Below are 20,949 nucleotides of genomic sequence, written 5' to 3'. Positions count from 1 at the left end.
GGCGGCATGAAAAAGGTTACCTTATGTCCGAGCAGTTTCTCTACTTTCTGCAGCAGATGTTCAACGGCGTCACGCTGGGCAGTACTTACGCGCTGATCGCCATCGGTTATACGATGGTGTACGGCATTATCGGCATGATTAACTTCGCCCATGGCGAGGTCTACATGATTGGCAGCTACGTCTCCTTCATGATCATTGCCGCCCTGATGATGATGGGAATTGATACCAGCTGGCTGCTGGTGGCCGCAGGTTTTGTCGGGGCGATTGTTATCGCCAGCGCCTACGGCTGGAGCATCGAGCGCGTGGCCTATCGGCCGGTGCGTAGCTCCAAGCGCCTGATTGCGCTGATCTCCGCCATCGGGATGTCTATCTTCCTGCAAAACTACGTCAGCCTGACGGAAGGGTCGCGCGATGTGGCGCTGCCGAGCTTGTTTAATGGCCAGTGGACGGTGGGCAGCAGCGAAAACTTCTCTGCGACCATCACCACCATGCAGTTGGTGATTTGGGTCGTGACCTTTGTGGCGATGCTGGCACTGACGCTGTTTATTCGCTACTCCCGCATGGGCCGCGCCTGTCGTGCCTGTGCTGAAGACCTGAAAATGGCGAGCCTGCTCGGGATTAACACCGACCGGGTGATTGCCCTGACGTTTGTTATCGGCGCGGCAATGGCGGCGGTAGCGGGCGTTCTGCTGGGTCAGTTTTATGGCGTTATCAACCCGTATATCGGCTTTATGGCCGGGATGAAAGCCTTTACTGCTGCGGTACTTGGCGGCATCGGTAGTATCCCTGGCGCGATGATCGGCGGGCTGATCCTCGGCATTGCCGAAGCGCTCTCTTCTGCCTACCTCAGCACGGAATATAAAGACGTGGTCTCCTTCGCGTTGTTGATTCTGGTGCTGTTGGTGATGCCTACCGGCATTCTGGGTCGTCCGGAGGTAGAGAAAGTATGAAACCGATGCATATTGCGATGTCGCTGCTGTCTGCAGCGATGTTCTTTGTTCTGGCCGGCGTGTTTATGGGCGTGCAGCTGGAGCTGGACGGCACCAAACTGGTGGTGGATACCGCCGCCGATATCCGCTGGCAGTGGATCTTTATCGGCACCGCGGTGGTCTTCTTCTTCCAGTTGATGCGTCCGCTGTTCCAGAAAACCCTGAAAAATGTCTCCGGGCCGAAGTTCATTATGCCGGCCATCGACGGGTCGACGGTGAAGCAGAAGCTGTTCCTGGTGGCACTGCTGGTGATCGCCGTGGCGTGGCCGTTTATGGTGTCGCGCGGTACGGTGGATATTGCCACCCTGACGATGATTTATATCATCCTGGGACTGGGGCTTAACGTGGTAGTAGGGCTGTCAGGCCTGCTGGTGCTGGGTTACGGCGGCTTCTATGCCATCGGCGCCTATACCTTTGCGCTGCTGAACCACTATTACGGCCTCGGCTTCTGGACCTGCCTGCCGCTGGCGGGCCTGGTATCTGCCGCCGCGGGCTTCCTGCTGGGCTTCCCGGTGCTGCGCCTGCGCGGTGACTATCTGGCTATTGTGACGCTGGGCTTCGGCGAAATCGTGCGTATCCTGCTGCTCAATAATACCGAAGTGACCGGCGGCCCGAACGGCATCAGCCAGATCCCTAAGCCGACGCTGTTTGGCCTTGAGTTTAGCCGTAGCGCCCGTGAAGGCGGCTGGGATACCTTCAGTAACTTCTTTGGTATGAAGTACGATCCGGGCGATCGGGTCATTTTCCTCTATCTGGTGGCGCTGCTGCTGGTGGTGCTGTCGCTGTTTGTGATCAACCGTCTGCTGCGCATGCCGCTGGGGCGCGCGTGGGAAGCACTGCGTGAGGATGAAATTGCCTGCCGTTCGCTGGGCCTTAGCCCGACGCGCATCAAGCTGACCGCCTTTACCATCAGCGCCGCGTTTGCCGGTTTTGCCGGGACGCTGTTTGCCGCACGTCAGGGCTTCGTCAGCCCGGAATCCTTCACCTTTGCCGAGTCGGCTTTCGTGCTGGCGATTGTGGTTCTGGGTGGCATGGGCTCGCAGTTTGCGGTGATCCTTGCGGCGGTGCTGCTGGTGGTGTCACGCGAACTGATGCGTGATTTCAACGAATACAGCATGTTGATGCTGGGTGGTTTGATGGTGCTGATGATGATCTGGCGTCCACAAGGACTGCTGCCAATGACGCGCCCGCAGCTGAAGCTGAAAAAAGTTCAGGCGAAAGGAGAGCAGGCATGAGTCAGCCATTATTATCCGTCAGCGGCCTGATGATGCGCTTCGGCGGCCTGTTGGCGGTCAACAACGTGTCGCTCGAGCTGCGCCCGCAGGAGATCGTCTCGCTGATTGGCCCTAACGGCGCCGGCAAAACCACGGTCTTTAACTGCCTGACCGGTTTTTATAAGCCCACCGGTGGGACCATTAAGCTGCGCGATCAGCATCTCGAAGGGTTGCCGGGTCAGCAGATTGCCCGGATGGGCGTGGTGCGGACCTTCCAGCACGTGCGTCTGTTCCGTGAAATGACGGTGATTGAAAACCTGCTGGTGGCGCAACATCAGCAGCTGAAAACCGGGGTATTTTCCGGGCTGCTGAAAACGCCATCCTTCCGTCGCGCTCAGAGCGAAGCGCTGGACCGTGCCGCCACCTGGCTGGATCGTATCGGCCTGCTGGAGCACGCCAACCGTCAGGCCAGCAACCTGGCCTATGGTGACCAGCGACGTCTGGAAATCGCCCGTTGCATGGTGACCCAGCCGGAAATTCTGATGCTGGATGAACCGGCTGCGGGTCTGAACCCGAAAGAGACCAAAGAGCTGGACGAGCTGATTGCCGAGCTGCGTAGCCATCACAACACCACCATCCTGCTGATTGAGCATGATATGAAGCTGGTGATGGGCATTTCCGATCGTATTTATGTGGTTAACCAGGGCACGCCGTTGGCTAACGGTACGCCGGAAGAGATCCGCAATAACCCGGACGTGATCCGCGCATACCTTGGTGAGGCATAAGTATGGAAAAAGTGATGTTATCTTTTGACAACGTGAGCGCCCACTACGGCAAGATTCAGGCGCTGCATAACGTCAGTCTGCACATTAATCAGGGGGAGATCGTCACCCTGATTGGCGCCAACGGTGCGGGTAAAACCACGCTGCTCGGTACGCTGTGCGGTGACCCGCGGGCCTCCAGCGGCAAAGTGGTCTTTGATGGTAAAGATATTACCGACTGGCAGACTGCGAAAATCATGCGTGAAGCGGTGGCGATTGTGCCGGAAGGGCGCCGGGTCTTCTCGCGGATGACGGTAGAAGAGAACCTGGCGATGGGCGGCTTTTTTGCCGACCGCGATCAGTTCCAGAGCCGCATTCAGTGGGTTTACGAACTGTTCCCGCGCCTGCTTGAGCGTCGTATTCAGCGAGCGGGCACCATGTCCGGCGGCGAGCAGCAGATGTTGGCCATCGGCCGTGCGCTGATGAGCCAGCCGCGTCTGCTACTGCTTGACGAGCCGTCCCTGGGGCTGGCGCCGATTATCATTCAGCAGATTTTCAACACTATCGAACAGCTGCGCGAGCAGGGGATGACCATTTTCCTCGTCGAGCAAAACGCCAACCAGGCGCTGAAGCTGGCCGACCGTGGCTACGTGCTGGAAAACGGCCACGTGGTGCTGGAAGATACCGGCGACGCGTTGCTGGCTAACGAGGCGGTACGCAGCGCCTATCTGGGCGGCTAATCCTGTACAGCACGCCCGGCGCAGGCCGGGCATGCTGCTGGCCAGATCACAGCTCCAGCGAGCGTTTCCACAGCATAAAATCATACTGTTCCAGCGTATCCGCTCTGGTACGCCAGCTGCCGCTGGCGGTGGCGATGATTTTCTCAAACAGCCCATCGGCGATGTCAGATAGCGGCGTGCCTTCGATAATCGGACCGCAGTCATAATCGATAATATCCGGCATTTTTTTGGCTAGCGCGGTATTGGTCGAGACCTTGAGCACCGGCACGATCGGGTTTCCCGTTGGCGTGCCCAGTCCCGTTGAGAAGATCACGATATTGCAGCCTGCGGCGACCAGTCCCGTCACCGCATCGACATCATTGCCCGGCGTACAAACCAGCGAAAGCCCGCGCTCGGCCATCGGCTCGGCGTAGTCGCAGACCGCGCTTACCGGCGCTCTTCCGCCTTTTTTGGCCGCTCCGGCGGATTTGATGGCATCGGTAATCAAGCCATCCGCAATATTGCCCGGGCTTGGGTTATCGGCGATGGTGGTGCCAAAAAAGTTAGCAACGTGTTCGTAGTTTTTCATCAGCGACAGAAACTTCTCTTTGAGCTCGCGATTGAGACAGCGGTGGACGATGTCCCCTTCCGCGCCGCACAACTCCGGGAACTCCGCCAGCCCGGAAGCCCCCCCGAGGGCAACAAGACGATCGGATACTTCACCCATCGCCGGGTTGGCGCTGATCCCCGAAAATCCGTCGGAAGCGCCGCATTTTACGCCCGTTTTTAACCGCGAGAGCGGTACCTCCTGGCGCTCGGCCACCGGGGCTTCGCGAATCGCGTTATAAGTAGCGCTTAACGCGTCCTGCATCATTTTTTCTTCGCTGCTCCAGTCCTGCTGCCGGAAGTAGATAACCGGCTTATTAAACTGCGGATTGCGTGTGGCGAGGGCGGTTTGGAAATCGACAATTCGCGCCTTTTCGCAGCCTAAGGCAAAGACCGTCACCCCGAGCACATTGGGGTGATCGGCATAGGCTGCCAGGACGTCGCACATCGTCATACTGTCTGAGGCCGCTCCGCCGCAGCCAGAAGTGACGGTAATGCAGCGAATGCCGTCAAGGTGGGGGAAGGGTAAATGGCGGTTATCATTCAGGGCATCGGTGGATGTGACCTGACGGGCGAAGTTTTTCAGGCTGTTATTGGCATAGCCGAGTGCGTCGTTCAGTGCATCGGTGACGCGCTGAACATTGCGGTTTTCACAGAATACCAGCGGAATCACCAGCCAATAGTTCGCGGTGGCGACCCGCCCATCTTCGCGGATGATGCCGCGAAATGTGCGATGCTGCCAGGCAGAGACATCGGGCTGCTGCCAGTGATAAGGCGCTTCGTCATTCAGCGACACCGGGGCCGCATAGTGTTTGATATTGTCGGTGGTGACGGCCTCGCCCCGGGTGATGGGTTGTGTCGCTTTACCAACCGGCACGCCGTACAGGGAGACGATATCGCCGGGATGGATGTCCTGAGTGGCGAACTTATGCTTGGCTTTGACATTGCTACGGAGAACGTACTCTTCATTGTTCCAGTTAACCCGCTGGTCTTTGCGTAAGTCTTGCAGTGCAACGATCAAATTGTCTGTAGGGTCAATTTTTAAGATGGTCTGCATGCTATGTATCCTTTTTTATCAGTGCCGCAGGATTTTAGTGGTGGGTAAGCGCGACGCCAGTGGTCGCTTTTCTGCCGGCGAGTGCGGCAATGAGCAAGGCGCAGCACACGGTGATGAGCGACAGGGCTATCAGTCCTGCCGAATCGTTACCGAAGAAGGCATCAACCTCAACGCGAATCAGCGGGGCAAGGAAACTACAAAAGGCGCCCATGGTGGTACAAAAACCGATGCTGGCCGCCAGCGCCGAGCCGGAAACGATCTGTGCAGGGAAAGTCCAGAAAATAGGTTGCACCGAGAGGAAGCCGATCGCCGACAGTGACAGCGCGGCAATAGCCAACACCGGGCCCGACCAGGCTGACACAAACAGTCCCAGCGCCGCCGCCAGCATGCACAGTACTGCAATCAACACCCGGCGTGCCGGCATTTTGTCCGCCAGTCGCGGAATGTAGTAGACCCCGACCGCGGAACAGGCCCAGGGGATGGCGGCCACGAGGGATTCTTTAAAACCCAGCGTGGAGCCCATCAGGGAGGCGACCTGCGATGGCAGAAAGAACATCAGTCCGTAAACGCTGATTTGGATGGTGCCGTAGATCAATGCCAGGTGCCAGACTTTAAGGCTTTTTAGTGCAGTGCTGACGCTGCTGGTTTCCGTCTGGCGCTGTTCCTGCTGCAGCTGGTTGATGAGCGCTTTTTTCTCGGCATCAGTCAGAAAGCGCGCTTTGGCCGGCGTATCATCCAGCCAGAACCAGGCGAAGATCCCCATAACGATGGCCGGGATCCCTTCGATGAAAAACATCCAGAACCAACCGGGCTTACCGAGAAATCCGTGCATTTCCAGCAATGCACCTGAAACCGGCGAGCCTAAGGTTAGCGCCAGCGGGACGCCAAGCACGAAAATACCTACCACGGAAGCCCGAACCTTGTTAGGGAAGTAGATCGAGGCCAGCAGCAGAATTCCGGGGTAAAAACCGGCTTCTCCTAAGCCCAATAAGAATCGCAGGATAATAAACTGGGCTTCCGTCTGCACCAGGCCGGTGAGCGCGGAGAGCACGCCCCACAGCACGGTGGTGATGCTTAACCATTTTTGCGCACCAATCTTATTCAGGATCAGGTTGGCGGGAATACCGAACAGCGCATAGGCGGCGAAAAATATCCCCGCCCCCAGGGCAAAGGCCGAGTTGGAGAGCCCAATATCGACCTGCATCGCCTCTTTGGCGAAGCCGACATTGACCCTGTCAATAAAGGCGATGAAGTAGAGGATAAACATCAGCGGAACCAGACGCTTCCACGATTTAGCGATCGCGGAATTGAGTACCGGGTTGTCGTAAGCAGTGATCGTTTTCATCATACCTCCACGGTGGGATCAGGCATCAATGGCAATACCAGCACGGGAAAGTATCTGTTGAATACTTTCGGTCTGGCCGATGGACAGCGAGTTAAAAGGCGCGGTGCAGCGGTCGGATTGAATAATTCCGCGCAGTTGTAATGCTTTTTTAAACGTCGGGATGAAAGGATCGTTAACCGCATAAATATCCATTAAATCATCGACTTTTTGCTGGAATAACGACACCTTGCTGAGGTCGTTGTCGCTAAACGCTTGCATCCAGTCGCGGAAGATTTCAGGACAAATATTGGATAACCCGCCGATACAACCATTTCCGCCCGATAAAACGTTGTGCGCGAAGTTGTTATCGTAACCGGCGTAGACTTCAAAATCCGGGCGTTCGGATTTGACCTGGCGAATGATCTGCGCCGTATGACCGGTGTCTGGAATCGTGTCTTTCAGGCCGATAATATTGGGGAACTCGCGGGCGAGTCTTAGGCAGACGTCGGGTGAGACGGAGTAGCCGGTACGTTCCGGGAAGTTATAGATAAAGATTTTGGCCGCGGTACGGCGCGCTATCTGGCTGTAAAAGGTATAGATTGCCTCATCGGTCAGGCGGAAGTACCAGGGGCTGATAATCATCACGCCATCCAGCCCGCATTCATCGGCATAGTTTGCCAGTTCAACGCACTCGTCAATATCCATGCGGCTGGTTCCGGCGTAGGCCTTTATTCCATCACGCGGAAACTCCGCTGCCATATGAATAATCTGACGGGACGTTTTCATATCCAGAGAGAAAAACTCGCCGGTACTGCCCATGACGACAAATCCGGAGACGCTATTTTTGATGAAATCATACAGTCGGAAATTACCTTCCGGATCCAGTCTGCCCTGGCTATCAAATACCGTGACGGCAGGGGTGATGTAACGACTTTGCATGTTATGCTCCTTTTGTTCGTATATACAAACTGTGTTTGTATTTGCAATCAAGCATAAGTAAACATGATGAGAATACGAAGTCAAACCGACGAAAAAGTGGCGAAAAAATGATTAATTCAATGAATTGATGGAGAAATAGACAGCTGAGTCAGGTGCCACAGTAGGTGATTAAATATCGGTAATGTGTGTGTAATCACACTTCCTGTGGCCGGGAGAGGACGGTCAGTAGTTTTTGATTTCGGGCAGCTTATTCAGCACGCTTTCGATACGCGCTTTCGCGTTTTTTAAGGACTGGATCACCTGCTGTGTTTTTTCCTCGCTGGCCCGGAAGGCCGGTAAGGAGACGCTGATGGCCGCCAGAATGGTCTCTTTTTGCTGCAGGGGAACGGCGAAGCAGATTGTGTCTTCATTCACTTCCCGGTTGTCCATGGCATAGCCGTTGCTGGCGACCTGGGTTAACTGTTGACGAAGCTCGGCCATGCTGGTGATGCTGCGTGGGGTGACGCAAGGCAGACCCTGCGGGTAAAGTTCCTGAATCTCGTCATCACGGTGTTTATGCAGCAGCGCTTTACCCAGCGCGGAACAGATCGCCGGAAGGCGAGTGCCGACCTTAGAGACCAGCTGTACGGTCTGGTCGCCCTGCACTTTATCCACATAGAGCACCCAGGCGTCGTCGAGGATACCGAGCTGGCAGACTTCGTTGCATTCGTTGACGACCGCCTGCATCTCGCTATTAATCATTTTTAGCCAGAACTCTTTTTCAACGGTGGCGCTGGCGAGGACTGCGCATGAGATCCCGAGCGTATAAATGCCGTTGCGCTCATCGTGGCTGATATATTTCCGGTATTGCAACGACTTCAGAATGGGGAAAATCGTTCCTTTAGAAATATCCGTTTTGAGCGACAGCTCAGACAGCGTCATCCCATCCACATTGGCTAATGTTTCGAGAATAAGTAAAACGCGCTCGGTGGGTTTGTGAAGCGTCTTCATGTTTGTCCTTGTGACGGTTCGCCGGAGAGTGCTCTTAAACGAACTCTATTTAACTACAGATTGCCACTTATCTGTAGCCCGGCCGGGAATTATCCCCATGACGTGTCACAGCTCCCACTTTCCTGTCTCCGATCTTTCATCGTCTTGCCATCTCTTTGACGCCTTACTATCTTTTTTTGTAATAAAAAAGTTATTTTTCTGTAATTCGAGCATGTCATGTTACCCCCGCGAACATAAAACGCGTGAAATCGCGCATCTGGAACAACAAGAGAGATAACCGATGATATCGTTACGACATACAGCTTTAGGACTGGCGCTCAGTCTGGCATGTGCCGGTCAGGCGCTGGCAGTCACCACCATCCCGTTCTGGCACTCAATGGAAGGGGAGCTGGGCAAAGAAGTTGATTCTCTGGCGCAACGTTTCAACGCAGCCAATCCGGATTACAAAATTACGCCGGTGTACAAAGGTAACTATGAACAGAGCCTGAGTGCCGGTATTGCTGCATTCCGTACCGGTAACGCGCCCGCGCTGCTGCAGGTGTATGAAGTCGGTACCGCGACGATGATGGCCTCGAAAGCCATTAAGCCGGTGTATCAGGTGTTCAGTGATGCGGGCATTAAGTTCGATGAATCGCAGTTCGTGCCGACCGTTTCCGGTTACTACACCGATTCAAAAAGCGGCCATCTCCTCTCCCAGCCGTTTAACAGCTCTACGCCGGTGCTGTACTACAACAAAGACGCCTTCAAAAAAGCCGGTTTAGACCCGGAGCAGCCGCCGAAAACCTGGCAGGAGCTGGCCGCCTATACCGATAAGCTGAAAGCGGCGGGCATGAAGTGCGGTTACGCCAGCGGCTGGCAGGGCTGGATCCAAATTGAAAACTTCAGCGCCTGGCATGGTCTGCCGGTGGCGACCAAAAACAACGGCTTCGACGGTACCGACGCGGTACTGGAGTTCAACAAGCCGGAGCAGGTGAAGCATATCGCCATGCTGGAAGCGATGAACAAGAAGGGCGACTTCAGCTACTTCGGGCGCAAAGACGAGTCCACCGAGAAGTTCTATAACGGTGACTGCGCCATTACCACTGCCTCTTCCGGTTCGCTGGCGGATATTCGCCAGTACGCCAAATTCAACTACGGCGTGGGCATGATGCCGTACGACGCCGACGTGAAAGGCGCGCCGCAGAACGCCATTATCGGCGGAGCCAGCCTGTGGGTGATGCAAGGTAAAGACAAAGACACTTACACCGGCGTGGCGAAATTCCTCGAATACCTCGCTAAACCGGAAATCGCCGCGGAATGGCACCAGAAAACCGGCTATCTGCCGATCACCACCGCCGCGTATGACCTGACCCGCCAGCAAGGCTTCTACGAGAAAAATCCGGGCGCGGATATCGCCACTCGCCAGATGCTGAACAAGCCGCCGTTGCCGTTCACCAAAGGCCTGCGTCTGGGCAACATGCCGCAGATCCGCACCATTGTGGATGAGGAACTGGAGAGCGTGTGGACCGGTAAGAAGACGCCACAGCAGGCGCTGGATTCAGCGGTTGAACGTGGTAACCAGCTGCTGCGCCGTTTCGAGCAGTCGACGAAGTCTTAACCCTGTGCCCGGCGGCGTGATGCTGGCCGGGCCTGTCGTTCGAGATTTTGTAGGCCGGGTCGGGCGCATGTCGCCTCCCGGCGTTTTCTGAAGAAGAGTTCCCTTATGTCATCATCCCGTCCGGTATTCCGCTCGCGTTGGTTGCCCTATGTGCTGGTCGCGCCGCAGCTGATTATCACCGTTATTTTCTTTATCTGGCCCGCGGGTGAAGCGCTGTGGTATTCGCTACAAAGCGTTGATCCATTTGGTCTTTCGAGTCAGTTCGTTGGTCTGGACAACTTCATGACCCTGGCCCATGACCCGTACTATCTGGCCTCGTTCTGGACCACCATTAAGTTCAGCACGCTGGTGACCTTCAGCGGCCTGATCATCTCCCTGTTTTTTGCGGCCCTGGTGGACTACGTCGTGCGCGGCAGCCGCTTTTATCAGACCCTGATGCTGCTGCCCTATGCGGTGGCGCCAGCGGTGGCGGCAGTACTGTGGATTTTCCTCTTTAACCCCGGGCGCGGGCTAATTACTCACTTCCTCGCCGAGATGGGTTACGACTGGAACCATGCGCAAAACAGCGGCCAGGCGATGTTCCTGGTGGTCTTTGCGTCGGTCTGGAAGCAGATCAGCTACAACTTCCTGTTTTTCTTCGCGGCATTGCAGTCAATTCCGCGATCGCTGGTCGAGGCCGCCGCCATTGATGGCGCCGGGCCGGTGCGGCGTTTCTTTAAGCTGGCGCTGCCGCTGATCGCGCCGGTCAGCTTCTTCCTGCTGGTGGTCAACCTGGTCTACGCCTTCTTCGATACCTTCCCGGTGATCGATGCGGCTACCGCCGGTGGCCCGGTACAGGCGACTACCACGTTGATCTATAAGATCTACCGCGAAGGCTTCGCCGGTCTGGATCTCTCCGCTTCCGCTGCCCAGTCGGTGGTGTTGATGCTGCTGGTAATTGTGCTGACGGTGGTTCAGTTCCGCTATGTTGAAAGTAAGGTGCGCTACCAATGATTGAGAACCGTCGCGGGCTGACGATTTTCAGCCACACCATGTTGATCGTGGGGATTGCGGTGATCCTGTTCCCGCTGTATGTCGCGTTTGTCGCGGCGACGCTGGATAACAAGGCGGTGTTTGAGACGCCGATGACGCTGATCCCCGGCGGGCACCTGCTGGACAACATGGCCACCATCTGGACCCAGGGCGTCGGGGCGAACAGCGCGCCATTCTGGTTGATGATGCTTAACAGCTTCATCATGGCATTCGGCATCACGGTGGGGAAAATTGTGGTGTCGATGCTCTCGGCATTCGCCATTGTCTGGTTCCGTTTTCCTCTGCGTAACCTGTTCTTCTGGATGATTTTTATCACCCTGATGCTGCCGGTTGAGGTCCGTATTTTTCCGACGGTAGAAGTTATCGCCAACCTGAAAATGCTCGACAGCTACGCCGGACTGACGCTGCCGCTGATGGCCTCGGCGACCGCCACCTTCTTGTTCCGCCAGTTCTTTATGACGCTGCCGGATGAGCTGATTGAAGCGGCACGTATCGACGGTGCTTCGCCGATGCGCTTTTTCCGCGACATCGTGCTGCCGCTGTCGAAAACCAATCTTGCGGCGCTGTTTGTGATCACCTTTATCTACGGCTGGAACCAGTATCTGTGGCCGCTGCTGATTATCCAGGACGTCAACCTTGGCACCGCGGTGGCGGGCATCAAAGGCATGATCGCCACCGGCGAGGGCACCACCCAGTGGAACCAGGTGATGGCGGCGATGCTGCTCACGCTTATTCCCCCGGTTGTTATTGTTTTAACCATGCAGCGTGCGTTTGTGCGTGGCTTAGTGGACAGCGAGAAATAAAATGGCAGGTTTAAAACTACAGGCAGTAACCAAAAGCTGGGATGGCAAAACCCAGGTGATCCAACCGCTGACGCTGGACGTCGCGGATGGCGAATTTATCGTGATGGTCGGTCCGTCCGGCTGTGGAAAATCGACGCTGCTGCGCATGGTGGCCGGTCTTGAGCGCGTCAGCAGCGGCGATATCTGGATTGACCGCAAGCGCGTTACCGAAATGGAACCGAAGGATCGCGGTATCGCGATGGTGTTCCAGAACTACGCCCTCTACCCGCACATGAGCGTCGAAGAGAACATGGCCTGGGGGCTGAAGATCCGCGGGATGGGCAAAGGGCTGATCGCCGAACGGGTGCAGGAAGCGGCGCGTATTCTGGAGCTTGATGGCCTGCTGCAACGTCGCCCGCGTGAGCTGTCAGGCGGCCAGCGTCAGCGTGTGGCAATGGGCCGCGCGATTGTGCGCGACCCGGCGGTGTTTCTGTTTGATGAGCCGCTGTCCAACCTCGATGCCAAGCTGCGGGTGCAGATGCGTCTCGAACTGCAACAGTTGCATCGTCGCCTGAAAACCACCTCGCTGTACGTCACCCACGATCAGGTAGAAGCGATGACCCTTGCCCAGCGGGTGATGGTCATGAATAAAGGGATTGCCGAACAGATTGGCACCCCGGTGGAAGTTTACGAAAAACCGGCCAGCCGTTTTGTTGCGAGCTTTATCGGCAGCCCGGCGATGAACCTGCTGGAAGGGCGCGTTAGCGCCGAGGGGAATGACTTTGAGCTGGAGGGCGGCATGCGTTTGCCGCTGAATAACGGGCATCGTCAGTACGCCGGGCGTAAGATGACGCTGGGTATCCGCCCGGAGCATTTTGCATTAAGCTCCCAGGCGGAAGGTGGCGTACCGCTGGTGATGGATACGCTGGAAATTTTAGGTGCCGATAACCTGGCCCACGGGCGCTGGGGCGAACAGAAGCTGGTGGTCAGATTGCCACACCAGCAGCGTCCAGCGGCGGGCTGTACGCTGTGGCTGCAGCTGCCCAGGGAACATCTGCACCTCTTTGATGGTGAAACAGGACAACGCGCATGAGTCACTGGCCTTATCCCCACATCGTCGCCCATCGTGGCGGCGGTAAACTGGCGCCGGAAAACACCCTGGCGGCCATCGACGTTGGCGCGCGATTCGGCCATACGATGATCGAGTTCGACGCCAAGCTGTCGAAAGACGGCGAGATCTTTTTGCTGCACGATGACAATCTGGAACGCACCAGCAACGGCTGGGGCATTGCCGGAGAGCTGCCGTGGCGCGATCTGCTGAAAGCCGATGCCGGAAGCTGGTACAGCGCCGAATTCAAAGGTGAGCCGCTACCGCTGCTGGCTGAGGTCGCCGACCGCTGCCGTCAGCACGGCATGATGGCGAATATCGAAATTAAGCCGACCACCGGCACCGGTCCGCTGACCGGCAAAACGGTGGCGCTGGCGGCCCGCGAGCTGTGGCAGGGCATGACCCCGCCGCTGCTCTCGTCGTTTGAAATTGATGCGCTGGAAGCCGCCCAGCACGCGGTGCCCGAGCTACCGCGCGGGCTGTTGCTGGATGAGTGGCGTGAAGACTGGCGCGAGCTGACCACCCGATTGGGCTGCGTGTCGATTCACCTCAACCACAAGCTGCTGGATGCGGCGCGCGTTGCCCATCTGAAGGAGGCTGGCCTGCACATCCTCGTGTATACCGTGAACCAACCCCAGCGGGCGGCAGAGCTGTTACGCTGGGGCGTCGATTGCCTCTGCACCGACGCCATCGACGTTATCGGCCCCGATTTTCAGCCCTGAGCTGACTGCAGGCGGCGCCTATGGCGTCGTCTGCTGATGCAGCATTCCCCCGTTGCTATTCGGCAACATCTGCTGTGACGAATTCAAATTCCCGCTCTGGGTGACCCGCTGCTGATTATTGTTGAGCTGGGTCTGAAGATGCTGCTGCTGGGCGCGAGTCTGGTTCTGCATATCCTGTTTCAGCATGCTCTGGTGCTGCTGCTGCTGGACCTGCATCTGGTTCTGCATCCGCTGCTGGCTGGGGACAACATACCCCGGTTGGTTGGGGTTGTTGGTGGTGTTAAGCGGCTGCGCCAGGACGCTGAGCGGCATCAGTGCCGCCAGAAAAAATAGTGCTTTCATCGTTCTCTCCTCCCGTGTGTGGGATCGCTTAAGTGTACCTCCTTTCCGGCATAACAATGATTTTTTAAGACTTATCAGCCAGGCTTAAACCCTGAATATTTCGTGTTGTCGGCAACGTACAGGCAGCCTGAAGTATTTAGGGTGTATACGGGGATAAAAATACATTTCAGGAGTAAGACAATGATAACAAAACGTTTATGGCGTCAGGTGGTCATCGCAGTTTTGCTGGCCGGCGGGAGTTTTACCGTCGCGGCAAATCCCGCCCCGTCGCCGGTATCTTACGGTGTTGAAGCGGATGTCTTTCATCCGGTTCGCGCGCAGCAGGGAATGGTGGCCTCGGTGGACGCGCTGGCCACCCGGGTTGGGGTCGATATTTTACGCCAGGGCGGGAATGCCGTTGATGCCGCGGTGGCGGTGGGCTATGCGCTGGCGGTCACGCATCCGCAGGCCGGTAACATTGGCGGCGGCGGGTTTATGATGCTGCGGACCAAAGACGGGCACACCACGGCGATAGATTTTCGCGAAATGGCGCCGGAGCAGGCCACCCGGGACATGTTCCTCGATGACCACGGCAACCCGGACAGTAAAAAATCGCTCACTTCGCATCTGGCCTCCGGTACTCCGGGCACCGTTGCTGGCTTCTCATTAGCGCTGGAAAAGTACGGCACGCTGCCGCTCAACAAGGTGATGCGACCGGCTATCAAGCTGGCAGAAGAGGGCTTCACGGTTAACGATGCGCTGGCTGATGACCTGAAAACCTACGGAAGCGAAGTCATCCCACAGCACCCAAACAGCAAGGCCATCTTCTGGAAAAACGGCGAGCCGCTGAAGAAGGGCGACAAGCTGGTACAAAAACAGCTGGGGAAAAGCCTCGAGCTGATCGCCGAGCACGGCCCGGATGCGTTTTATAAAGGGGCGATTGCCGATCAGATCGCCGAAGAGATGCAGAAAAACGGTGGCCTGATAACCCGGGCGGACCTCGCAGGCTACAAGGCGGTTGAGCGTACGCCGATTGCCGGTGAGTACCGTGGTTACCAGGTGTTCTCGATGCCGCCGCCGTCGTCCGGTGGGATCCACATCGTGCAGATCCTCAATATTCTCGAAAACTTCGATATGCAGAAATATGGCTTCGGCAGCGCAGACGCCATGCAGGTGATGGCGGAGGCCGAAAAACATGCCTATGCCGACCGCTCGGAGTATCTCGGTGACCCGGACTTTGTTAGCGTGCCGTGGCAGGCCTTAACCAACAAGGCTTACGCTAAATCGATTGCCGATCAGATTGATATCAACAAAGCTAAGCCCTCCAGCCAGATCCGTCCCGGCAAGCTGGCGCCCTATGAAAGCAACCAGACCACCCACTTCTCGGTGGTGGATAAAGACGGCAATGCGGTGGCGGTCACCTATACGCTGAACACCGTTTTTGGCACCGGGATTGTCGCGGGCAGTTCCGGGATCCTGATGAATAACCAGATGGATGATTTCTCGGCAAAACCGGGCGTACCGAACGTCTACGGGCTGGTGGGCGGCGATGCCAATGCCGTCGGGCCGAAAAAACGTCCGCTGTCGTCGATGTCGCCGACCATCGTAGTGAAAGAGGGCAAAACCTGGCTGGTGACCGGCAGCCCGGGCGGCAGCCGCATTATTACCACCGTCCTGCAGATGGTGGTGGATACGATTGATTTCGGCATGAACGTCGCGGAAGCCACCAACGCGCCGCGCTTCCACCATCAATGGCTGCCAGATGAGCTGCGGGTGGAGAAGGGCTTTAGCCCGGATACGCTGAAACTGCTGGAACAGAAGGGGCAAAAAGTGGAGCTGAAGGAGGCGATGGGCAGCACACAGAGCATTATGGTTGGCCCGGACGGCACGCTATACGGCGCTTCTGACCCGCGCTCGCCGGGGGATTTAACCGCAGGATACTGAGTCAATGGCCGGGCTGCACGTCGTGCGCCCGGCCTGTAGCCCTGTCTTAAGTTCTACTTCAGGCGCGCCATAAAGTGCGCATCGACATACTCGCCGTTGCGCAGCGCGAATTTCCGTCCGGTCCCTTCAACGACAAAACCATATTTGCGATAGACGGCAACGGCGGCGGCGTTATCGGCAAACACCGTGAGCTCGATCCGCTCAACCCGCAACCAGTTATCGCACAGGCCGATCATTTCGCGCATCAGGGCGCTGCCAACGCCGCGACCCTGGAACGGCGCCGCCACGGTCATCCCGAAAGTAGCGACATGGCTTCGGCGTGGTCGGGGTTCGACGCTGAGCATCAGGTGGCCGACGACCTGCTCGGCGATCGTGGCAACCAGGTGGTGGCCGTGCGGCCGGGGTTTTAGCCGTTCCTGCCACATTTCCATTGACGGATGCGGGAGCTGTAGCGTGTCGTGATAGACCTCCGGGTGTGCAGTCAGCTGGCGTAAAGGTTCTGCATCGCGCGGTTCAGCGTGGCGTATCACTATCTCACTCATTCCTCTTCTCCCTTGTACCTGAATATCAGGCTTTGTGTGCTCAATGGTTCTTTTAAACATCCCTGACTTTAAAAAAGGCGTCAACGGCTAATTTTTGCAAAAAGAGGTAGACAAGTGCGAATGAGAATGATTATTATTGTCCTGCATTCAGGGAGACCCTTGCGGAAAGCCTGAAAGCACGACATTGCTCACATTGCTTCCAGTATTACTTTAGCCAGCCAGGTGCTGGCTTTTTTTTTGCGTTTTTTCAGGCCCTCACGCGGAAGGGGTGGTCGATAGCGCGGCCTCCGTCCCAGGTTTTTTCTCTCCACGATTGTTTTTCAATAATGGCGCTTCAGGTTTGTCGCTCAGTGCCGGCATGACCTCAGCCTGGCCGCAGAATACGGCGCCTTTTTTCATCGCCAGGGTGCTGTAGATCAGAGTCCCGGTCACCCTGCCGTTTTCCTCGATTTCAATGCTGTCACTGGTGCACTGGCCTGCCACGCTGCCGTCAATAATCAAGGTGCGACAAACGATATTGCCTTCGACTCGCCCGCCATGTTTGACCGTAATCTGGCTCTCTTTCGCATCGATGTTACCTGCCAGAGAGCCATAAATATCGACGTTACCATCGGCAACGATATTGCCTTCCACATTGACGCCGCTGGCAACCACTGTGGGTTCATGGGATTTACCGGGTTCGTGATGCGTGGTGGCCTCATCGTAAGAGGAGGCGGGCGTCAGGGGAGTATTCTTCTTTTTGAACATGAGTTTAACCTGCTGGTACTGGAAATGAAGGATGAAAGCGGTGATGGAAAGTGCGGCTGCCAGCCCGACCAGGTGCATGGCCTCGAAACACCAGGCCACCAGTCCCAGCAACCAGCAGAGCAGCGCGCTGTTTAACGCAAAATATCGTCTTTCCATGTAGGTCGATGGTGCTTCCTGGACTGCGTTGGCGGCAGTGATTTGCCCCTGGAACGGAATGGTATAAACATCATCCGCTCTGGATTCTTGTCTCCCGACTTTACACGCAAGGAACAAGGCTTTGATAGCAATTTAGTTTAAAATAGTATTACTTATCATTAAGTTATAAATATTTAGTATGTGTAATGATTGAAATATTCTGCAGATAAATTTCTGCAGTCGCTGGCCGGGAAAGAGTTAAGTTCCTCGCCGGGGTGCGTTATGGTTAACGGCAGAAACCTCAACAAAGGACGGTATTATGATTCTGCATTGCGCATTTATCGGATTCGGTAAAAGCACCACCCGCTACCATCTGCCCTATGTTCTGCACCGTAAAGACCGCTGGCACGTCGCACATATCTATCGCCGCAGCGCGAAGCCCGAAGAGCAGGGGCCGCAGTACTCGCATATCCACTTCACCAGCGATCTTGATGAGGTGCTCAATGACCCGCAGGTCAAACTGGTGATTGTCTGTACCCATGCGGATAGCCATTTTGACTATGCAAAACGGGCGCTGGAGGCGGGCAAAAACGTGCTGGTGGAAAAACCGTTCACGCCAACGATGGCAGAAGCGAAAGCGTTGTTTGCGCTGGCGAAGAGCAAAGGCCTGACGGTGACGCCGTACCAGAACCGTCGCTTTGACTCCTGCTTCCTGACGATGAAAAAAGTTATCGAGAGCGGAAAACTCGGCGAGATCGTCGAAATTGAGAGCCACTTTGACAACTATCGTCCGGTGGACGGTGGCAAACCGGGGTTGCCGCAGGACGGCGCGTTCTACGGTCTTGGCGTGCACACGATGGATCAGATTATCTCGCTGTTTGGTCGCCCGGACCGCGTGGCCTATGACATCCGCAGCGTGCGTAATAAAGCCAATCCGGATGATACCTTCGAAGCCCAGTTGTTCTACGGCAACATGAAAGCCATCGTCAAAACCAGCCATCTGGTGAAGCTGCCTTATCCGAAGTTTATCGTCCACGGTCATCGTGGGTCGTTTATTAAGTACGGCATCGATCAGCAGGAGACCAGCCTGAAAGCCAATATCATGCCGGGGGAAGCTGGTTTTGCCGCGGATGACAGCATCGGTGTGCTGGAATATGTTGATGACACCGGCGTCAGCGTGCGTGAGGAGATCGGCGTAGAGTCGGGTGACTATGGGCGGGTCTATGATGCGCTGTACGACACCCTGGTGAACGGACGGGAAAATTACGTCAATGAATCTGAGGTTCTCACCAATATGGAGATCCTCGAACGCGGCTTTGAGCAGCCTTCTCCATCCGCAATAACCCTCATGAAATAAGCTTTTTTGGCTCCTCGGTTCTTGTTCATATTTTTTGAACAGAGGAGTCAATTTTCACCCTCTATGATCGTCAGTGGAATGAGTCCACACTTATTCCATCGAAAACATACGGGGGTGCAACATGATCTACTTACGCAAAGCTAACGACCGCGGTCACGCTAACCATGGCTGGCTGGATTCCTGGCATACTTTCTCTTTCGCTAACTATTACGACCCGAACTTTATGGGCTTCTCGGCACTGCGCGTGATTAACGATGACGTGATTGATGCCGGTGAGGGCTTCGGTACCCACCCGCACAAAGACATGGAAATCCTGACCTATGTGCTGGAAGGGGCGGTTGAACACCAGGACAGCATGGGTAACAAAGAGCAGGTGCCTGCCGGTGAGTTCCAGATCATGAGCGCCGGTACCGGTGTTCGTCACTCGGAATACAACCCGAGCAGCACCGAGCGTCTGCGCCTGTATCAAATCTGGATTATGCCGCAGGAAAACGGGATTACTCCGCGCTACGAACAGCGTCGCTTTGATGCTCTGCAGGGCAAACAGCTGGTGCTGTCGCCGGATGCTCGCGAAGGCTCGCTGAAAGTGCACCAGGATATGGAGCTGTACCGCTGGGCGCTGCTGAAAGATGAACAGTCAGTACATCAGATTGCCGCTGAACGCCGCGTGTGGATCCAGGTCGTGAAGGGCGAAGTGACCATCAACGGGACCAAAGCGACAACCAGCGATGGCCTGGCGATTTGGGATGAGCAGGCTATTTCTGTTCACGCCGACAGCGATAGCGAAATCCTGCTGTTCGATCTGCCGCCGGTCTGAGCCCTTGTTGAACAAGTCTAAATTAATTGCCCAACCTTCCCAAACATCCGGGAAGGTTGGGCTTTGTCCGTGATAAACTGAGAAAATGTCTCCCGTTTATCACAGTCAGGACGATGAAAAAGAAAAGACCCGTACTTCAGGATGTAGCCGATCTTGTCGGCGTGACCAAAATGACGGTCAGTCGCTTTTTACGTAACCCGGAACAGGTTTCCGAGGCTTTGCGTGGCAAGATTGCCGTTGCTCTCGATGAACTGGGCTATATCCCCAATCGTGCGCCTGATATCCTCTCGAATGCGACCAGCCGCGCTATCGGCGTGCTGCTGCCGTCGTTAACCAACCAGGTCTTCTCGGAAGTGCTGCGCGGCATTGAAAGCGTCACGGATGCTTTCGGCTATCAAACGATGCTGGCGCACTACGGCTATAAGCCGGAGATGGAAGAGAAACGTCTTGAATCCATGCTCTCCTGGAACATTGATGGCCTGATCCTCACCGAACGCACCCATACTCCCCGCACGCTGAAGATGATCGAAGTGGCCGGCATTCCGGTGGTCGAATTGATGGATAGCCAGTCGCCGTGTCTCGATATCGCCGTGGGTTTTGACAACTTCGACGCCGCACGACAGATGACCGCTGCGATTATTGCCCGCGGCCATCGCCATGTGGCTTATCTTGGTGCGCGCCTCGATGAACGTACTATCATCAAACAGAAGGGCTACGAGCAGGCGATGTTTGATGCCGGCATGACGCCTTACAGCGTGATGGTTGAACAGTCGTCGTCCTACTCATCAGGGATTGAGCTGATGCGTCAGGCGCGCCGGGAGTACCCGCAGCTCGACGGTATTTTTTGTACCAACGATGACCTGGCGGTCGGGGCGGCATTTGAGTGCCAGCGCCTGGGATTAAAAATTCCGGATGACATGGCGATTGCTGGTTTCCACGGCCATGATATTGGTCAGGTGATGGAACCGCGGCTTGCCAGCGTGCTGACCCCGCGTGAGCGCATGGGTCGCATTGGCGCCGAACGCCTGCTGGCGCGTATCCGTGGTGAAACTGTTACGCCTAAGATGTTAGATTTAGGTTTCACATTGTCACCGGGCGGATCTATTTAATCCGACAAGTTTGAAGTAGATCACACATATTCATTTCTGGCACGAATGGTGATTGCTTATCCCTTAGTCCGGCATGACAATGTTACCGATAACAGTTACCCGTAACAATCAATCTGTATGCGAGCCTTCCATGCTGT

The 20,949-nt window shown here is 56.0% G+C and carries 20 protein-coding genes; 13 read left to right on the top strand and 7 right to left on the bottom strand.

Features of this window, described 5'->3' with window-relative positions; all coding sequences use genetic code 11:
- The first annotated feature begins 23 nt into the window (after nucleotides 1-23).
- Genes livH through livF form a run of 4 tightly spaced genes read left to right on the top strand, consistent with a single transcriptional unit; the run spans nucleotide 24 to nucleotide 3,704 of the window.
- Nucleotides 24-950, top strand: coding sequence for a high-affinity branched-chain amino acid ABC transporter permease LivH (gene livH, locus ACMYSO_RS12295; protein WP_123757287.1), 927 nt, complete (start codon nucleotides 24-26; stop codon nucleotides 948-950).
- Nucleotides 947-2,224 carry a branched chain amino acid ABC transporter permease LivM gene (gene livM / locus ACMYSO_RS12290; RefSeq protein WP_434582690.1) on the top strand — a complete coding sequence of 426 codons (1,278 nt, stop codon included), beginning with the start codon at nucleotides 947-949 and terminating at the stop codon, nucleotides 2,222-2,224. Before livH ends, livM begins: the two co-directional genes overlap by 4 nt.
- Nucleotides 2,221-2,988 carry a high-affinity branched-chain amino acid ABC transporter ATP-binding protein LivG gene (gene livG / locus ACMYSO_RS12285; protein WP_434670651.1) on the top strand — a complete coding sequence of 256 codons (768 nt, stop codon included), beginning with the start codon at nucleotides 2,221-2,223 and terminating at the stop codon, nucleotides 2,986-2,988. Before livM ends, livG begins: the two co-directional genes overlap by 4 nt.
- Before the next feature lie 2 nt (nucleotides 2,989-2,990).
- The gene (livF, locus tag ACMYSO_RS12280; protein WP_123757290.1) at nucleotides 2,991-3,704 is read left to right on the top strand and encodes a high-affinity branched-chain amino acid ABC transporter ATP-binding protein LivF; all 714 of its coding nucleotides are present in this window, start codon (nucleotides 2,991-2,993) and stop codon (nucleotides 3,702-3,704) included.
- Between the two features lie 46 nt (nucleotides 3,705-3,750).
- Here the strand turns inward: livF and ACMYSO_RS12275 are convergent, their stop codons facing one another.
- From ACMYSO_RS12275 to ACMYSO_RS12260, 4 genes are all read right to left on the bottom strand, one after another.
- Nucleotides 3,751-5,346: a UxaA family hydrolase gene (locus tag ACMYSO_RS12275; protein ID WP_434670650.1), complete on the bottom strand. Its 1,596-nt coding sequence runs from the start codon at nucleotides 5,344-5,346 to the stop codon at nucleotides 3,751-3,753.
- A 34-nt stretch (nucleotides 5,347-5,380) separates the two neighbouring features.
- A complete protein-coding gene (locus ACMYSO_RS12270) occupies nucleotides 5,381-6,691 on the bottom strand; it encodes an MFS transporter (RefSeq protein ID WP_434670795.1) in 1,311 nt (436 codons plus the stop codon).
- An 18-nt stretch (nucleotides 6,692-6,709) separates the two neighbouring features.
- Nucleotides 6,710-7,609 (bottom strand): dihydrodipicolinate synthase family protein, encoded by a 900-nt coding sequence (locus ACMYSO_RS12265; protein WP_434670649.1) that lies wholly within the window; start codon nucleotides 7,607-7,609, stop codon nucleotides 6,710-6,712.
- A gap of 222 nt (nucleotides 7,610-7,831) precedes the next feature.
- Nucleotides 7,832-8,599 (bottom strand): IclR family transcriptional regulator, encoded by a 768-nt coding sequence (locus ACMYSO_RS12260; RefSeq protein ID WP_434670648.1) that lies wholly within the window; start codon nucleotides 8,597-8,599, stop codon nucleotides 7,832-7,834.
- A 280-nt stretch (nucleotides 8,600-8,879) separates the two neighbouring features.
- Between ACMYSO_RS12260 and ugpB the strand changes: the two genes are divergently transcribed.
- The 5 genes from ugpB (at nucleotide 8,880) to ugpQ (ending at nucleotide 13,840) form a co-directional block, all read left to right on the top strand.
- On the top strand, nucleotides 8,880-10,196 hold the full coding sequence (gene ugpB / locus ACMYSO_RS12255) for a sn-glycerol-3-phosphate ABC transporter substrate-binding protein UgpB (RefSeq protein WP_434582692.1): 1,317 nt from the start codon (nucleotides 8,880-8,882) through the stop codon (nucleotides 10,194-10,196).
- Nucleotides 10,197-10,301: 105 nt separating this feature from the next.
- On the top strand, nucleotides 10,302-11,189 hold the full coding sequence (gene ugpA / locus ACMYSO_RS12250) for a sn-glycerol-3-phosphate ABC transporter permease UgpA (RefSeq protein ID WP_434670646.1): 888 nt from the start codon (nucleotides 10,302-10,304) through the stop codon (nucleotides 11,187-11,189).
- On the top strand, nucleotides 11,186-12,031 hold the full coding sequence (gene ugpE / locus ACMYSO_RS12245) for a sn-glycerol-3-phosphate ABC transporter permease UgpE (RefSeq protein WP_123757293.1): 846 nt from the start codon (nucleotides 11,186-11,188) through the stop codon (nucleotides 12,029-12,031). The genes ugpA and ugpE overlap by 4 nt, the downstream gene beginning before the upstream one ends.
- Nucleotide 12,032: 1 nt before the next feature.
- On the top strand, nucleotides 12,033-13,103 hold the full coding sequence (locus ACMYSO_RS12240) for a sn-glycerol-3-phosphate import ATP-binding protein UgpC (protein ID WP_434670644.1): 1,071 nt from the start codon (nucleotides 12,033-12,035) through the stop codon (nucleotides 13,101-13,103).
- Nucleotides 13,100-13,840 carry a glycerophosphodiester phosphodiesterase gene (gene ugpQ, locus ACMYSO_RS12235; protein ID WP_434670642.1) on the top strand — a complete coding sequence of 247 codons (741 nt, stop codon included), beginning with the start codon at nucleotides 13,100-13,102 and terminating at the stop codon, nucleotides 13,838-13,840. The genes ACMYSO_RS12240 and ugpQ overlap by 4 nt, the downstream gene beginning before the upstream one ends.
- An 18-nt stretch (nucleotides 13,841-13,858) precedes the next feature.
- Here ugpQ and ACMYSO_RS12230 read toward each other — a convergent pair whose 3' ends face one another.
- Nucleotides 13,859-14,182 carry a DUF2756 family protein gene (locus ACMYSO_RS12230; protein WP_123757296.1) on the bottom strand — a complete coding sequence of 108 codons (324 nt, stop codon included), beginning with the start codon at nucleotides 14,180-14,182 and terminating at the stop codon, nucleotides 13,859-13,861.
- 180 nt (nucleotides 14,183-14,362) lie between these two features.
- Between ACMYSO_RS12230 and ggt the strand changes: the two genes are divergently transcribed.
- The gene (ggt, locus tag ACMYSO_RS12225; RefSeq protein ID WP_434670641.1) at nucleotides 14,363-16,105 is read left to right on the top strand and encodes a gamma-glutamyltransferase; all 1,743 of its coding nucleotides are present in this window, start codon (nucleotides 14,363-14,365) and stop codon (nucleotides 16,103-16,105) included.
- Between the two features lie 53 nt (nucleotides 16,106-16,158).
- Here the strand turns inward: ggt and yhhY are convergent, their stop codons facing one another.
- Both yhhY and ACMYSO_RS12215 read right to left on the bottom strand, forming a co-directional pair.
- The gene (yhhY, locus tag ACMYSO_RS12220) at nucleotides 16,159-16,635 is read right to left on the bottom strand and encodes an N-acetyltransferase (protein ID WP_434670794.1); all 477 of its coding nucleotides are present in this window, start codon (nucleotides 16,633-16,635) and stop codon (nucleotides 16,159-16,161) included.
- Nucleotides 16,636-16,902: 267 nt separating this feature from the next.
- Complete coding sequence (locus tag ACMYSO_RS12215; RefSeq protein WP_434670640.1) at nucleotides 16,903-17,550, bottom strand: bactofilin family protein; 648 nt, start codon at nucleotides 17,548-17,550, stop codon at nucleotides 16,903-16,905.
- A 298-nt stretch (nucleotides 17,551-17,848) separates the two neighbouring features.
- Between ACMYSO_RS12215 and ACMYSO_RS12210 the strand changes: the two genes are divergently transcribed.
- From ACMYSO_RS12210 to gntR, 3 genes are all read left to right on the top strand, one after another.
- Complete coding sequence (locus ACMYSO_RS12210; RefSeq protein ID WP_434670639.1) at nucleotides 17,849-18,886, top strand: oxidoreductase; 1,038 nt, start codon at nucleotides 17,849-17,851, stop codon at nucleotides 18,884-18,886.
- Between the two features lie 121 nt (nucleotides 18,887-19,007).
- On the top strand, nucleotides 19,008-19,703 hold the full coding sequence (locus tag ACMYSO_RS12205) for a pirin family protein (RefSeq protein WP_434670637.1): 696 nt from the start codon (nucleotides 19,008-19,010) through the stop codon (nucleotides 19,701-19,703).
- 113 nt (nucleotides 19,704-19,816) lie between these two features.
- Nucleotides 19,817-20,812: a gluconate operon transcriptional repressor GntR gene (gntR, locus tag ACMYSO_RS12200; protein WP_123757301.1), complete on the top strand. Its 996-nt coding sequence runs from the start codon at nucleotides 19,817-19,819 to the stop codon at nucleotides 20,810-20,812.
- Nucleotides 20,813-20,949: the final 137 nt, after the last annotated feature.

It is taken from the genome of Klebsiella sp. B345 (assembly GCF_051131735.1).
GTDB lineage: Bacteria > Pseudomonadota > Gammaproteobacteria > Enterobacterales > Enterobacteriaceae > Klebsiella.
This window is presented reverse-complemented; position numbering and strand designations above follow the sequence as displayed.